General features: G+C 38.4%; 19 protein-coding genes. 16 read left to right on the top strand and 3 right to left on the bottom strand.

What is annotated here, in order from left to right; genetic code table 11:
* Positions 1 to 6 precede the first annotated feature (6 nt).
* The 15 genes from rplO to BIV20_RS00930 all read left to right on the top strand — a co-directional run bounded on the left by rplO (position 7) and on the right by BIV20_RS00930 (position 10,390).
* Entirely contained in the window at positions 7 to 447 is a 441-nt protein-coding gene (rplO, locus tag BIV20_RS00860) for a 50S ribosomal protein L15 (protein WP_075721574.1), read from the top strand.
* Positions 447 to 1,766 (top strand): preprotein translocase subunit SecY, encoded by a 1,320-nt coding sequence (secY, locus tag BIV20_RS00865; protein ID WP_075721573.1) that lies wholly within the window; start codon positions 447 to 449, stop codon positions 1,764 to 1,766. Before rplO ends, secY begins: the two co-directional genes overlap by 1 nt.
* Before the next feature lie 91 nt (positions 1,767 to 1,857).
* Positions 1,858 to 2,502, top strand: coding sequence for an adenylate kinase (locus tag BIV20_RS00870; protein ID WP_075721572.1), 645 nt, complete (start codon positions 1,858 to 1,860; stop codon positions 2,500 to 2,502).
* Between the two features lie 3 nt (positions 2,503 to 2,505).
* Positions 2,506 to 3,276, top strand: a complete 771-nt coding sequence (gene map, locus BIV20_RS00875; RefSeq protein ID WP_075721571.1) for a type I methionyl aminopeptidase — start codon at positions 2,506 to 2,508, stop codon at positions 3,274 to 3,276.
* A 20-nt stretch (positions 3,277 to 3,296) separates the two neighbouring features.
* Positions 3,297 to 3,581, top strand: coding sequence for a hypothetical protein (locus tag BIV20_RS00880; RefSeq protein WP_075721570.1), 285 nt, complete (start codon positions 3,297 to 3,299; stop codon positions 3,579 to 3,581).
* Positions 3,563 to 3,781 (top strand): translation initiation factor IF-1, encoded by a 219-nt coding sequence (gene infA / locus BIV20_RS00885; RefSeq protein ID WP_016213352.1) that lies wholly within the window; start codon positions 3,563 to 3,565, stop codon positions 3,779 to 3,781. Before BIV20_RS00880 ends, infA begins: the two co-directional genes overlap by 19 nt.
* Positions 3,782 to 3,938: 157 nt before the next feature.
* On the top strand, positions 3,939 to 4,052 hold the full coding sequence (rpmJ, locus tag BIV20_RS00890; protein WP_005339020.1) for a 50S ribosomal protein L36: 114 nt from the start codon (positions 3,939 to 3,941) through the stop codon (positions 4,050 to 4,052).
* A gap of 423 nt (positions 4,053 to 4,475) precedes the next feature.
* Complete coding sequence (rpsM, locus tag BIV20_RS00895) at positions 4,476 to 4,844, top strand: 30S ribosomal protein S13 (RefSeq protein ID WP_075721569.1); 369 nt, start codon at positions 4,476 to 4,478, stop codon at positions 4,842 to 4,844.
* A 42-nt stretch (positions 4,845 to 4,886) separates the two neighbouring features.
* Complete coding sequence (gene rpsK, locus BIV20_RS00900) at positions 4,887 to 5,282, top strand: 30S ribosomal protein S11 (RefSeq protein ID WP_075721568.1); 396 nt, start codon at positions 4,887 to 4,889, stop codon at positions 5,280 to 5,282.
* 19 nt (positions 5,283 to 5,301) lie between these two features.
* Positions 5,302 to 5,895, top strand: coding sequence for a 30S ribosomal protein S4 (gene rpsD, locus BIV20_RS00905; RefSeq protein ID WP_075721567.1), 594 nt, complete (start codon positions 5,302 to 5,304; stop codon positions 5,893 to 5,895).
* A gap of 41 nt (positions 5,896 to 5,936) precedes the next feature.
* Positions 5,937 to 6,896, top strand: coding sequence for a DNA-directed RNA polymerase subunit alpha (locus BIV20_RS00910; RefSeq protein ID WP_075721566.1), 960 nt, complete (start codon positions 5,937 to 5,939; stop codon positions 6,894 to 6,896).
* A 144-nt stretch (positions 6,897 to 7,040) separates the two neighbouring features.
* Positions 7,041 to 7,577 carry a bL17 family ribosomal protein gene (locus BIV20_RS00915; RefSeq protein WP_075721565.1) on the top strand — a complete coding sequence of 179 codons (537 nt, stop codon included), beginning with the start codon at positions 7,041 to 7,043 and terminating at the stop codon, positions 7,575 to 7,577.
* A 184-nt stretch (positions 7,578 to 7,761) separates the two neighbouring features.
* A complete protein-coding gene (locus BIV20_RS00920; protein WP_075721564.1) occupies positions 7,762 to 8,148 on the top strand; it encodes a hypothetical protein in 387 nt (128 codons plus the stop codon).
* A gap of 92 nt (positions 8,149 to 8,240) precedes the next feature.
* Entirely contained in the window at positions 8,241 to 8,393 is a 153-nt protein-coding gene (locus BIV20_RS00925; RefSeq protein ID WP_158024944.1) for a hypothetical protein, read from the top strand.
* Positions 8,390 to 10,390 carry an RNA polymerase sigma factor gene (locus BIV20_RS00930; RefSeq protein WP_075721563.1) on the top strand — a complete coding sequence of 667 codons (2,001 nt, stop codon included), beginning with the start codon at positions 8,390 to 8,392 and terminating at the stop codon, positions 10,388 to 10,390. The genes BIV20_RS00925 and BIV20_RS00930 overlap by 4 nt, the downstream gene beginning before the upstream one ends.
* A gap of 81 nt (positions 10,391 to 10,471) precedes the next feature.
* Here BIV20_RS00930 and BIV20_RS00935 read toward each other — a convergent pair whose 3' ends face one another.
* Positions 10,472 to 10,666 (bottom strand): hypothetical protein, encoded by a 195-nt coding sequence (locus BIV20_RS00935; RefSeq protein ID WP_075721562.1) that lies wholly within the window; start codon positions 10,664 to 10,666, stop codon positions 10,472 to 10,474.
* 184 nt (positions 10,667 to 10,850) lie between these two features.
* Here BIV20_RS00935 and BIV20_RS00940 point away from each other — a divergent pair, with 184 nt between their 5' ends.
* The gene (locus BIV20_RS00940) at positions 10,851 to 11,675 is read left to right on the top strand and encodes a hypothetical protein (RefSeq protein WP_143524565.1); all 825 of its coding nucleotides are present in this window, start codon (positions 10,851 to 10,853) and stop codon (positions 11,673 to 11,675) included.
* An 85-nt stretch (positions 11,676 to 11,760) separates the two neighbouring features.
* Here the strand turns inward: BIV20_RS00940 and BIV20_RS00945 are convergent, their stop codons facing one another.
* The gene (locus tag BIV20_RS00945) at positions 11,761 to 13,161 is read right to left on the bottom strand and encodes a sensor histidine kinase (protein WP_075721560.1); all 1,401 of its coding nucleotides are present in this window, start codon (positions 13,159 to 13,161) and stop codon (positions 11,761 to 11,763) included.
* Positions 13,162 to 13,860 carry a response regulator transcription factor gene (locus BIV20_RS00950; protein ID WP_075721559.1) on the bottom strand — a complete coding sequence of 233 codons (699 nt, stop codon included), beginning with the start codon at positions 13,858 to 13,860 and terminating at the stop codon, positions 13,162 to 13,164.
* Positions 13,861 to 13,867 lie beyond the last annotated feature (7 nt).

The raw sequence follows: 13,867 nt of genomic DNA on the forward strand, positions 1-13,867 counted from the left end.
GTCAGAATGGACTTATCAAATTTACAGCCAGCAGAAGGTTCAAAACACAGTGATAATTTCAGAAGAGGACGTGGACACGGTTCAGGAAATGGTAAGACCGCAGGTAAGGGACATAAAGGACAGAAGGCTCGTTCCGGAGCTCCAAGACCTGGTTTCGAAGGTGGTCAGATGCCATTATACAGAAGATTACCTAAGAGAGGATTCAAGAACAGAAATTCCAAGACAATCGTTGGAATCAATGTATCCGCTTTAGAGGTATTTGATAACGATGCTGTTGTAACAGTAGAAACCTTACTGGAGCAGGGAATCGTTAAAAATCCAAGAGATGGCGTTAAGATTCTTGGAAACGGTGAACTTACAAAGAAACTCACTGTACAGGTAAATGCCTTCAGCGCAGGTGCAAAAGAAAAGATTGAGGCTCTGGGCGGAAAAGCAGAGGTGATCTAATGCTGGAGACATTCCGTAACGCATTCAAAATAAAAGACATTAGGAATCGTATTTTTTATACATTAGTAATGTTAGTTGTCATCAGATTGGGGTCACAGTTGCCCCTGCCTGGTGTCAACGGTGAAGTACTTGCCAACTGGTTTGCAAGTCAGGGAACAGACGCACTGAATTTCTTCTCTGCAATTACGGGTGGTTCTCTTGAGAACATGTCAGTATTTGCATTGAATATTACACCATACATTACATCTTCCATTATTATTCAGCTTCTTACTATTGCTATTCCAAAATTGGAAGAAATGCAAAAAGATGGTGAAGATGGAAGAAAGAAAATGACCAAGATTACACGTTATGTAACAATCGCACTTGCAGTTATTCAGTCTGTGGCTATGGCAATTGGTTTTGGACGCAGCGGATACCTGGAAAAGTTTGATGCATTAAATGTAATCATGATGGTTGCCACATTAACGGCAGGTTCTGCAGTTCTTATGTGGATTGGTGAAAGAATCACTGAAAAAGGTGTTGGAAATGGTATTTCCATTGTGTTGACCATTAACATCTTGTCACGTATCCCAGAGGATTTAATGACATTATATACAAAGTTTATTGCCAATGCTGCAAATGTAGGTAATGCAATTATTGCAGCGGTTGTCATTATTGCAGTTATTCTGGTAACAATTGTTTTAGTTGTATTTCTTCAGGATGGACAGCGTAGAATTCCGGTTCAGTACAGCAAAAAGATTCAGGGAAGAAAACAGGTTGGTGGTCAGTCCAGCTATATTCCATTGAAGGTAAACACCGCAGGTGTTATTCCAATTATTTTTGCACAGTCCATCATGCAGATGCCGGTGTTGGTTGCGACAATGTTAGGTAAGGGTAATGGAAATGGTATAGGAAGTAAAATACTTCATGGATTATCCCAATCCTATTGGTGTAATCCAAAACAGCCTATTTATAGCTTAGGCCTGTTATTATATATTTTATTAGTAATTGCTTTTGCATATTTCTATACATCAATTACCTTTAATCCACTTGAAATTGCGAACAATATGAAACGCCAGGGTGGTTTTATTCCGGGTATCAGACCAGGAAAACCAACTAGCGATTACTTAACAAAAATCTTGAATTATATTATATTCATAGGGGCAGTCGGTCTTATGATTGTGGCAGTTATTCCGATTTTCTTTAACGGAGTATTCAGCGCAAGCGTATCTTTCGGTGGGACATCTATTATCATTATTGTGGGTGTTATCATTGAAACCTTAAAACAGATTGAATCCCAGATGTTGGTTCGTTATTACAAAGGATTTTTAAACGACTAGCTTATATTCAATATGTGTACCATGGAAGATGCCAAGTGCATCTTTCACGGTGCACTAAAGTTGTTTTTAAGAGAATTATGGAGGAATCGTTATGAAAGTTATTATGTTGGGAGCACCGGGAGCAGGAAAAGGAACTCAGGCAAAACAGATTGCAGATAAATATAGTATCCCACATATTTCCACTGGAGATATTTTCAGGGCAAATATAAAAAATGGTACTGAGTTGGGAAAGAAAGCAAAGACATACATGGATCAGGGATTATTGGTTCCTGATGAATTGGTAGTTGAACTGGTAGCAGACAGAATACAACAGGATGACTGTAAAAATGGCTTTGTGCTGGATGGATTTCCAAGAACCATTCCACAGGCAGAGGCATTGGATGCAGCACTTGAGAACATAAATGAAAAAATGGATTACGCTATTGATGTGGATGTTCCGGATGAAAATATTATCAATAGAATGTCTGGAAGACGTGCTTGCTTAAATTGTGGAGCAACTTATCACATTGTCTCCATTCCAACTAAGGTAGAGGGAATATGTGATCGTTGTGGAAGCCCGGTAGTATTAAGAGATGATGATAAACCGGAAACAGTAAAGAGACGTCTGGAAGTATATCATGAGCAAACACAGCCATTGATAAATTATTACAAGAAACAGGATATTTTAAGAACCGTAAATGGTGTTCAGCCGATGGAAGATGTTTTTAAGTCCATCGTGGAAATTTTAGGAGCGTAAGATATGTCAGTATCAATAAAATCTGCCAGAGAAATTGAATTAATGCGTGCTGCAGGAAAAATTCTGGCAAAAGTTCATGAGAATTTGGGAAAAGAATTAAAGCCGGGAATGTCTACATGGGAGATTGATAAGCTGGGAGAGGAGATTATCCGAAGCTTTGGATGCATTCCTTCCTTTAAGAATTATAATGGATATCCGGCGTCAGTATGTGTGTCTGTGAATGATGAGGTGGTACATGGAATACCCACCAAAAAGCGTCTTATTCGCGAAGGAGATATTGTAAGTCTGGATATTGGTGTAATATATAAAGGGTATCACTCCGATGCAGCAAGAACACATGGAATAGGCGAGATTTCTGAAGAAGCCGCATTATTAATAGAAAGAACACGGCAGAGTTTTTTTGAAGGCATTAAGTACGCGAAGGATGGAAACCATCTGCATGAGATTTCAAATGCAATTGGAGCTTACGCAGAAAGCTTTGGTTATGGGGTGGTTAGGGATTTAGTGGGACATGGAATTGGAACGAATCTTCATGAAGACCCACAAATACCAAACTTTACCCAAAAGAGCAGAGGTGTTCGTTTGAAATCAGGCATGACTCTTGCCATAGAACCCATGATTAATGCAGGGCGCTACGATGTAGAGTGGCTGGATGATGACTGGACTGTTGTAACGGAAGATGGTTCTTTATCCGCTCATTACGAAAATACCGTTTTAATCACAGATGGGGAACCGGAAATTTTAACCCTCACAGATGAGGAATTAGGTTTATAGATGCCGGAGGAGGACAATGGATGAATATTAATTTAGCAATATCCAGATCCGGTCACGATAAAGGCAGCATTTATGTAATTGTAAAAGAAGAAGCCGATGCATATTATCTGGCGGACGGGAAAGGTAAAACCCTAGAAAAGCCGAAGAAAAAAAATAAAAAACATATTCAGATTATCAAAAAGCTTCCGAAAGAAGTTACAGAGGTGTTTACCCAGAAAGAAAATTTTCGGAATGAAGAAATAAAAAGAGCCATCAAGCTATATCGCAGATCAGGAGGAAAAGAAGAATGTCAAAAGCAGATGTAATTGAAGTAGAAGGAACAGTAGTTGAAAAATTGCCAAACGCAATGTTTCAGGTAGAATTGGAAAATGGTCATCAGATTCTGGCACATATCAGTGGAAAATTAAGAATGAACTTCATTCGTATTTTACCTGGTGACAAAGTAACAATTGAAATGTCCCCATATGATTTGACCAAGGGAAGAATCATTTGGAGAGATAAATAAAAATAAAATAAAATAAAATTGAAAAAAGCCCCGAAATTGCTTGCTTTTTCTGTTGCCCGATGATATAATGTTAGTCGGACACTTTTGGAGTAGACCCTTGGAAAAGCGGGAAATCCGCAAAACAGGGGCTTTTACAATTGGGAAAGGAGGAATTGCTGTGAAGGTAAGATCATCAGTAAAGCCTATTTGCGAAAAATGCAAAGTCATCAAAAGAAAAGGAAGCGTCAGAATTATCTGCGAAAATCCAAAACACAAACAGAGACAGGGCTAGGTCGGAAACACTTAATGAACGCAAGCTTATAAGCATAGCGTGAATTTAGTGTGAGACCGTTCTGTGAGATTAGCGAAAGCAAGCCCGCTTTAAGCGCCGCTTGAGGTTAGCGAACAGAACTTCCTTATTTAATTTATGTGCGGCTGTAGTGAAACACCCGGAAGGGTTGCTCACTATTCATAATAACCGGTAGATACCGCCGGATTCTGTTTTTTTGATACCGAGGAAGGCAGAGTGAAGGTATAGTTGAATAGTTTTAACACATGGCAAAGATATACACACATTTCAGGACGAGCAACCGTAGCTGTATATGTTTGTTTTTCGTGTGTATGACGAACTGTGTTGCAGGTTTGTCGCAATGATACCGGTATGGAATGCATACCAATTAACATTTATAGAAATTAATGGAGGTGTACAACACACATGGCTCGTATCGCAGGTGTAGATTTACCAAGAGAAAAACGTGTTGAGATTGGATTAACTTATATTTACGGTATTGGTAGAGTTAGTGCTACCCGTATTTTAGAAGAAGCAAAAGTTAACCCAGATACTCGTGTCAGAGATTTAACTGACGAAGAAGTAAAAAGAATCAGTGCAGTAATCGATGAATCCCAGACTGTAGAAGGTGATTTAAGAAGAGAAATCGCTATGAACATCAAGAGATTACAGGAAATCGGATGTTATCGTGGAATTCGTCACAGAAAAGGACTTCCAGTTCGTGGTCAGAAGACTAAGACAAACGCAAGAACCAGAAAAGGTCCTAAGAGAACTGTAGCAAATAAGAAAAAGTAACAAGATAATCGTTAAATATGAAGAAAGTAGGTTAGTTTAGATATGGCTAAAAACACTGCAAAAAAAGTGACAAAACGTCGTGTAAAGAAAAACGTTGAACGCGGACAGGCGCACATTCAGTCATCTTTTAACAATACAATCGTAACTATTACAGATGCTGAAGGAAATGCTTTATCATGGGCAAGTGCAGGCGGTCTTGGTTTTAGAGGTTCAAAGAAATCTACTCCATATGCTGCACAGATGGCAGCAGAAACTGCTACAAAGGCAGCTCTTGTACATGGTTTGAAAACAGTAGACGTAATGGTAAAAGGACCTGGTTCAGGAAGAGAAGCAGCAATTCGTGCACTTCAGGCATGTGGTCTTGAAGTAACAAGTATCAAAGATGTTACTCCAGTACCTCATAACGGATGTCGTCCACCAAAACGTAGAAGAGTCTAATTAGGAGGTATAGATTAAGATGGCAGTAAACAGAGTTCCAGTTCTTAAGAGATGTAGATCTCTTGGTTTAGATCCAGTTTATCTGGGAATAGATAAAAAGTCCAACAGACAGTTAAAGAGAGCAAACAAGAAAGTATCTGAATATGGACTTCAGTTAAGAGAAAAACAGAAAGCAAAATTCATTTATGGTGTGTTGGAAAAACCTTTCCACAACTATTATGAAAAAGCAGACAGAATGAAGGGAATGACAGGTGAAAACCTGATGATCATTCTGGAAAGCAGATTAGATAACGTAATCTTCAGATTAGGTTTTGCAAGAACCAGAAAAGAAGCAAGACAGATTGTTGACCACAAGCATGTTTTAGTAAACGGAAAACAGGTTAACATTCCTTCTTACCTGGTAAAAGCAGGAGATACAATCGAAATTAAAGAAAAATGCAAAGGATTCCAGAGATACAAAGATATCTTAGAGGTAACTGCTGGAAGATTAGTACCAGACTGGTTAGATGTTGATCAGGAAAACTTAAAAGGTGCTGTAAAAGAATTACCAAGCAGAGAAGCTATCGACGTTCCAGTTGATGAGATGCTTATCGTCGAGTTGTATTCTAAATAATAAATAATGAGCAACGATACCCGAAAAGGAGGGACTTTGTAGTGTTCGATTTTGAAAAACCAAAAATTGAAATTGCTGAGATTTCAGAAGACAAAAAATATGGCCGATTTGTTGTAGAACCCCTGGAAAGAGGTTATGGTACTACTTTGGGTAATTCTTTAAGAAGAATTATGCTTTCTTCTTTACCGGGAGCAGCAGTCAGTCAGGTAAAAATCGATGGTGTATTGCATGAATTTAGTTCTATTCCAGGTGTGAAGGAAGATGTAACAGAAATCATCATGAACATCAAGAATCTGGCATTAAAAAACACCAGCTCAACAAACGAGTCTAAAGTTGCTTACATTGAATTTGAAGGTGAAGGCGTAGTAACTGCAGCTGATATTCAGGTTGATCCGGATATCCAGGTATTAAATCCTGACTTGGTAATCGCTCACTTAAATGGTGGTGCTGATTCCAGATTATATATGGAATTAACTATTACCAAGGGAAGAGGATACGTCAGCGCTGACAAGAACAAGAGTGATGATGTACCAATCGGAGTAATCGCAGTTGATTCTATTTATACACCGGTAGAGCGTGTAAATTTATCAATTGAGAATACCCGTGTAGGACAGATTACAGACTATGATAAACTTACTTTAGATGTTTATACAAACGGAACTTTAGAGCCGGATGAAGCAGTAAGTTTAGCAGCAAAAGTTTTAAGTGAGCATTTGAACCTGTTCATTGATTTGTCTGAGAACGCAAGAACTGCAGAAGTCATGATTGAAAAAGAAGACAATGCAAAAGAAAAAGTTCTTGAGATGAATATTGATGAACTTGAGTTATCCGTTCGTTCTTACAACTGCTTAAAGAGAGCGGGAATCAACACTGTAGAAGAGTTGACAAACAGAACACCGGAAGACATGATGAAGGTTCGTAACCTTGGACGTAAGTCTTTAGAAGAAGTATTAGCAAAATTAAAGGAATTAGGACTCCAGCTCAACCCGGGCGAAGAATAATTCCAACTCATATATGGCGAGGTTTGTAAGACCAAAAGGCGAAGCCTCGTTAGATTCATGAGTGGCACACAAACAAGTATATAATATTTGGTGAGTAAGACCAAAAGGCATCGTCAGATATTCCACAAATGGAGGATTATTAAAATGGCAAAGTATAGAAAATTAGGCAGAACTTCTGATCAGAGAAAAGCTTTAATCAGAAATCAGGTAACAGCATTATTAAACAATGGTAGAATTGTTACTACAGAAGCAAAGGCAAAAGAAATCCGTAAAGTAGCAGAAGGATTAATCGCTTTAGCTGTAAAGGAAAAAGATAACTTTGAAGAAGTTACTGTAACTGCTAAAGTTGCCCGTAAGGACAAAGATGGCAAGAGAGTAAAAGAAGTTGTAGATGGTAAGAAAGTTACTGTTTACGATGAAGTAGAAAAGAAGATCAAAAAAGACCTTCCTTCCCGTTTACATGCAAGACGTCAGATGAACAAAGTGCTTTACACTGTAAAATCTGTACCAACTGAAAACGCAGGAAAGAAGAAGAACACCAAGACAATAGATGTTGCAACCAAGTTATTTGACGAAATCGCTCCAAAATATGCAGATCGTAACGGTGGATACACCAGAATCGTTAAAATTGGTCAGCGTAAAGGTGACGGTGCTTTAGAAGTTCTTCTTGAGTTAGTATAAGAGAATCGGAAAAGTAATATAATAAGAGCCACTGTAAAAGGTATTTGAAATGTATCTTTTGCAGTGGCTCTTTTGATATTTTGAAAAAAATATACATATAATATAAAACTTTTTTGCAACTTGTCTTGTCATAGTAGTGAAACCAAAAGAAACTTATATTAAGAAAGAAAAGAGGTAAAATGTTATGTATTGTAGAAAAATTTTAAAGTGGTTGGTTTTAGGTGGTGCACTTGTTTCAATTATTGCAACTTTTATGCCTGCGGTAACTTTTATGGGAGAATCCGTTTCATTTATGAGTGATGGGTTGCGAGATATGCAGACAGAAGGAATCGGAATTATTATAGTGTCATTGATAGCTGGAATACTTGGTTATTTTCAAAAAGGTCGCATGTGTAGTTTTATTCCTGCAATTTTAAATATATGGGTAGTATATTATGACCTTTCTTCTGTGATTGACTATGGTGCAAGTTGGGGAATCGGAGCAATTCTTATTATACTGAGCAACATCGTAATTATCGTTGGTTCAATTATGCAAATTGTAAATGTTGTAAAAGAAAAGAAGATGCGTTGACGATATAAAAGGAATTAAATATAATAAAATCAATGAGGAATAAAACTTTTTGCCATATCCATTTGTCTTAGTAGTAGAATGGAGGCGGTAAAGTGCAAAAATTTAGTTGGATACAATGGTTTGTTCGAATCATAAGGAAAGATATGAAGCAATACGAAGAGAATCAAGGCACAAAACGAGAAGTATACAAGGCAGTGAAACGTAAGAGCAAATACAATAAAAGTAAGGGAGGAAAAGAGTTATGAATTATGCAGAAGCAGTAGAACTAGCAAAGCAGGGCGATGAAGCAGGGTTCAATTTTTTGTATGAAGAGACTTACAAAAGTAAGTATTACCTTGCTTTGAAGTATATGCAGAATGAAGAGGCAGCAAAGGATGTGGTGCAGGATGCCTATATCCGGGCATTTGAAAAGCTAGATACATTGGAAAATCCGGAAAGTTTTGCAGCATGGCTCGGAATTATTGTTGCCAATACGGCAAAAAATGCGTTGCAGAAGCAAAATCCAATGCTTTTTGCAGACATTGCGAAGGATTCAGAAGAGGAAGAATTTGAGTACCAGATAGAGGATGAAAGTGTACAGAATCAGCCGGAAATTGCCTATTCACAAAAGGAAACACAGGAGCTGGTACATGAATTAATTGATTCTCTGTCAGAAGAACAAAGAATGTGCATTTTGATGTTTCATATAGAAGGTCAGAGTATCAGTGAAATAGCAAAGACACTAGGATGTTCTGAGAATACTGTAAAGTCAAGACTGAATTATGGAAGGAAAAATATTAAGGGAAAGGCAGAAGAATTGCAGAAAAAAGGCTACAAGTTGTACAGCTTTGCACCTGTTCCATTTCTTTTATATCTGCTTAAGTCCGAAGAAAAAGCTATGGCAGCACAGGGGGCATTTGATGTAGCGGGAAAAGTTATGGTAGATAACATTGCAAGTACGATTGTACATACATCTTCATTGCAAGCAGCAGGAGCAAAGGCAGCAGGAAATGCAGTGAAGCGAGGATTTATACATACTCTTGCAGGAAAAATTACAGTGGCAGGCGTAATTTGTATTGTAGCTGTGGGTACAGTTGCCGTGGTGATAAACAGCCAGAAGGATGACAGTACACCTGTTGAAAGTGCAGAAATAGAGGAAGAAACTGATATAGAAGAGGAGAGCAGGGGAGCTGATTCTGAACCGGAGGCAGAACCGGAAGACATAGAAGTAGAGGTTACAGATGGAGCATATCCGGAACTTCTGGAAGGCGGTCTTTCCAAAGAGCAGTTTGAATTTACACTGGCATATGGTCCGGAAAGCATGACAAATGGTGAAGTAGGTATAGATGTTTTAGACAAGTTGGTGTTCCGTGTATCTATGACGGGAGAGTATCAGAACCTTGGTATTAATAGCATCAGAGCAAATGAAGGGGCGTGGAAACCTTATAGTCTGGCAGAGATAAATAATTTTGTATCTGTACTTACCGATTATCAGTTTAAAGAAGAGGATAATAACAGCTATAGTAGCGTGAAAGTGTCTGGGGAGACGATATCTGTTATTATGGCAGAACCGAGTGCCAGTAATTATGCTACTATCCAGAAAGCAATCATTAAGGGTGATATGATGAAAGTTGAATACCAGTTTGAGAATGTACGTTTTTCAGATGATACAGGGGAAGAAGTGCGTAATACCACCCAGAGAATCGCAACATTGCATAAGACAGAGAGTGGCAGATATAGAGTGACAGATATTGTAGATGCGAGAATGATGGCAGGAAAAAGAGAGGCTTACATTCTTGTCTTAGAAAATCTTTATGCAGAACGTATTTGGCCGGATGGAACTGTATTGGACTATGATGGAAGTGATATGTCAGAGAATACATTTGCAGTGTATGATATTGATGGGGATGGCGAAGACGAACTGATTATCAGATATGAGACCGGTGCTATGGCTACAATGGTAGAGGCTATATATGGTTATGACAGTGAGACTGGTGCACTCAAGCAGGAGCTTCTGGAATTTCCTCAGTTGACAGTTTATGACAATGGATTTATCAGAGCAGACGCGTCACATAATCAAAGCGACAATATAAATGCATGGCCATATACGATGTATCAGTATAATAAAGATACAGATACTTATGAAGAAGTAGGTAGTGGAGTGTCTGGTGATGGAAGCATAGAGTCTTATGTAGGAAATGGAAGGGAAGTGGAAGTTCCATACATGAGTCTGACAGAAGAGAATATTCAAAGTATACCGTAATTATGTAACAAGAGCCACTGTAAAAGGTATTTAAAATGTATCTTTTGCGGTGGTTCTTTTTGGATTTAAAGTAGTATTAATCTAAATAATTTGTTCAGAAGATAGCTGACCTATAATTTTTTGCATTTCATCTTTGGATGTTGCATCTTTTGCGCGGTTTAGGATTTCTTCTTTCTCAGCTTCTGTTAAATTGGAAAAATGATTCATAGCATCTAAATCCATGGCAAGTCCCATGGCAAATCCTACCGGAAGAGTATCATTATTAAATGCGTTCATGGTTTAAACCTCGTTTCTTTTTCTATTTATTGTTTCAAAAGGAAAGTAAAACATACACACAATATCTGGAAATGTAGTGTGGTTAAGTTTTCCTTAAAAGTACCGATGTATATACTATAGATTGGTTAAGGGATGAAAAGGTGCATGGAAGCGCCGGCAATGAAAGTTTCAAGGAGGAACGAAAGTGATGAAAGTATCGTCTTACACAGCCAGTGGATTGGCAACCGGAACTTTGCCATCCATGTCTTTGTCAACAGGTAGTATCAATAGTACATCGAGAGTTACAAGAAAGACAACTGGTGGGAATAAAAATCGAAAAAAACAGCTCAATTATAATCCAAGGGAAATGTCTACTGCCGTTTTACGGGCAAAAAAGTCTCAGAGTGCCGGAAGAGTAGCTGTCCAGGCAAAAAACAAACTTAGTAATCTAATGAAATGTAAGGGAACCGGGCAGTATGATGAGGGAGAACTTAATATAGCGATTGCCCATGCAAAACGTATGGTTCAGTGTGCCCAAATGAAAACTCGAAATTTGCGCCAGGAGGAGCGTGCAAAAAAGCAGTATGAGAATGAAGCCAAGACAGAATTGCGTCAAGAAAAAAATAAAGTAAAGTCACGGGCAGTAAGAAAAGAACGAGAGCAGGAACAAAAAAATAATATTGATCATATGCAGAGAATTCAAAAGCAGAAAAGGGAACGCCGAGAGTTGATTCGGAAGAAGAAATTCCATAGAAGTCAGGAAAGAAGTAAAGTAAATGAAGCAGATATTGAGTATTTAAAGCAACAGATGCGTGATTTGCGTGAACCATATAGTACCGGTGCAGGGGCTTTCACAGGTGCTACACTTGACCTAAGTATAGAAGCCATGCAGTTGTCAGAAATTCAACTGGAACAGCAGATAGCACAGCAAATGGCGGCAGTTGAAAGCGGGATGGAAGGAACCGGAGTAGCGGCAAATGCAGGTTGTACATCCGTTGCGGCTGCAACAGGAGTAGACATTACAATTTAAAAAAGGAATAGGAGAGGCAAGCAAAAAGAAGAGTAATTATAAAAAATAAAACAGGAGAAGCCAGAGGTTGATGGCTTCTCCTATCTTATGCCAATGGTAAGGTGAAAATAAATTCCGTACCTACACCTTCGGTACTGATAACATTGATATTTTCATCGTGAGCTGAAATAATTTCTTTTACAATAGCAAGTCCAAGACCGGTTCCCCTTTTATCTTTTCCGCGGGAAAGATCCGTTTTGTAAAAACGTTCCCAGATTTTTTTCAGGCTGTCTTTTGGAATTCCAATACCGGTATCTTTTACTGAAACAAATACTTTCTCATTCTTTTCAGTGGTCTCAATCGTAATAGTAGAGTCTGCATGACTGAATTTGATGGCGTTATCAATGAGGTTATAAAGCACCTGTTGAATCCTGCTCATATCAGCAGAAACAAACAGGGTTTGTCCCGTAAGAATCAGTTCGAAGGAAATCTTCTTTTGTTTGCAGGTCCCTTCAAAAGATTGGACTACCATTTTTATGGTATTGTTAATATCAAATCTGGAAATATCCAGCATAGTTCCTTTTTTTCCATATTTATTCAATTCCAACATACTCTGCGTCAGTTTGTTCAGGCGTTCTGTTTCAAAGAGTATAATATTCAGGTATTTGTCCTGCATTTCATAGGGAATGGTACCATCCATAATGGCTTCAATATAACCTTTGATAGAGGTTAGCGGAGAACGGAAATCGTGGGAGACATTCGCAATAAATTTACGCTGATCCTCTTCTAAGGTGGAAAGCTCCGTTGCCATAAAATTTAGAGAAGCTGCAAGATAGCCAATTTCGTCATTTGTATGAATATTTATCTGTTGAGTAAAGTCTCCGGTAGCATATTCCTTGGCGGCTTTTGTAATTTTGCGAATGGGAATATATACCGTATAGGTAAAGAGTCCAAGTACCACAAAAGCACAAAGAAAAATAATCGCAAGGGTCATATAGGAAATATTTAAAAATCCATTATTGAAGGATGTAAGTTGTGTCAATGGTTGATGAATCATGACATATCCCTTTACCTTATAATTTATGGTAATAGGGGAAAATACTGTTAACACATCGTCTAAATAAATATCATAAAAAGTTCCTACCAGGGAGTACTTTGCACCGAAGGAAGTGATGTCAAAGTTCTTGATGAGAGTACCGGGAGGAGTTGTATTTGCAGAATCTATTAGAATAGTTCCTTTGGTATCAACAATCCAGATATCTGCATCTAAATAGGCTGCAATGGCAGAGATTTGGGATTTCAAATCATCCAATGTCATAGTCTGGCGGTAGTAATCTGCCGCATAATTAGAGGCAATTAAGTTAGATTCACGGTATAAGTTTTCTGCGGCTTCATTTTCTATGTAATCCATAGTTTGGTGGGACGTAAACGTGGCTATGGTAATAAAGCCAAGAATTCCAAAAGCCACATATCCCAGCAAAAGCTTTAAGTATAATGTACGTTTCAACTACTTCACCTCAAATTTGTAACCAATGCCCCAGACGGTAGCAAGGCTCCATGATTTGTGATCCTTGATTTTTTCACGAAGACGTTTTACATGGACGTCTACGGTACGGGTGTCGCCAATGTATTCATAACCCCAGATATGGTCTAACAACTGTTCTCTGGTAAATACCTGGTTTGGAGAGGACGCAAGGAAATATAAAAGTTCCAGCTCCTTTGGTGGCATATCTACCGGCTGTCCATAATAAAGTACGGAATAATTGGTCTGGTTAATGACAAGATCAGGATATTCCACACATTTAATGTCAGAAGCGGGTGCTTCCTGTTTTACCGGCTGGTAGCGGCGCAACACAGCTTTTACACGGGCTACTAACTCTTTAGAATCGAAGGGTTTCATAATATAGTCATCTGCCCCCAATTCCAAGCCAAGAACCTTATCAAAAATCTCTCCTTTTGCGGAAAGCATGATAATTGGAACGTTGGACTTGGTACGGATTTCCCGGCAGACTTGATAGCCGTCAATGCCCGGAAGCATCAAATCTAATAAAATCAGGTTGGGCTGATATTGTTCATATACAGAAAGCGCTTCTTCCCCATCGTTTACCATACGGGTATCGTAGCACTCTTTTGTCAGATATAGGGAAATCAGTTCTGCAATATTTGCATCATCATCTACAATAAGAATTTTCTGTTTTGCTACCATGTGTTTT

The organism is Roseburia sp. 499 (assembly GCF_001940225.2).
Lineage (GTDB): Bacteria > Bacillota > Clostridia > Lachnospirales > Lachnospiraceae > Petralouisia.

What these genes read in the sequence shown, in the direction of transcription:
- secY (WP_075721573.1), top strand. Translation starts at nt 447, where the DNA reads ATGCTGGAGACATTCCGTAACGCATTCAAAATAAAAGACATTAGGAAT.
- rpsK (WP_075721568.1), top strand. Translation starts at nt 4,887, where the DNA reads ATGGCTAAAAACACTGCAAAAAAAGTGACAAAACGTCGTGTAAAGAAA.
- infA (WP_016213352.1), top strand. Translation starts at nt 3,563, where the DNA reads ATGTCAAAAGCAGATGTAATTGAAGTAGAAGGAACAGTAGTTGAAAAA.
- map (WP_075721571.1), top strand. Translation starts at nt 2,506, where the DNA reads ATGTCAGTATCAATAAAATCTGCCAGAGAAATTGAATTAATGCGTGCT.
- BIV20_RS00930 (WP_075721563.1), top strand. Translation starts at nt 8,390, where the DNA reads ATGAATTATGCAGAAGCAGTAGAACTAGCAAAGCAGGGCGATGAAGCA.
- rpsM (WP_075721569.1), top strand. Translation starts at nt 4,476, where the DNA reads ATGGCTCGTATCGCAGGTGTAGATTTACCAAGAGAAAAACGTGTTGAG.
- BIV20_RS00950 (WP_075721559.1), bottom strand. Translation starts at nt 13,860, where the DNA reads ATGGTAGCAAAACAGAAAATTCTTATTGTAGATGATGATGCAAATATT.
- BIV20_RS00920 (WP_075721564.1), top strand. Translation starts at nt 7,762, where the DNA reads ATGTATTGTAGAAAAATTTTAAAGTGGTTGGTTTTAGGTGGTGCACTT.
- rplO (WP_075721574.1), top strand. Translation starts at nt 7, where the DNA reads ATGGACTTATCAAATTTACAGCCAGCAGAAGGTTCAAAACACAGTGAT.
- BIV20_RS00870 (WP_075721572.1), top strand. Translation starts at nt 1,858, where the DNA reads ATGAAAGTTATTATGTTGGGAGCACCGGGAGCAGGAAAAGGAACTCAG.
- BIV20_RS00935 (WP_075721562.1), bottom strand. Translation starts at nt 10,666, where the DNA reads ATGAACGCATTTAATAATGATACTCTTCCGGTAGGATTTGCCATGGGA.
- BIV20_RS00880 (WP_075721570.1), top strand. Translation starts at nt 3,297, where the DNA reads ATGAATATTAATTTAGCAATATCCAGATCCGGTCACGATAAAGGCAGC.
- BIV20_RS00915 (WP_075721565.1), top strand. Translation starts at nt 7,041, where the DNA reads ATGGCAAAGTATAGAAAATTAGGCAGAACTTCTGATCAGAGAAAAGCT.
- rpsD (WP_075721567.1), top strand. Translation starts at nt 5,302, where the DNA reads ATGGCAGTAAACAGAGTTCCAGTTCTTAAGAGATGTAGATCTCTTGGT.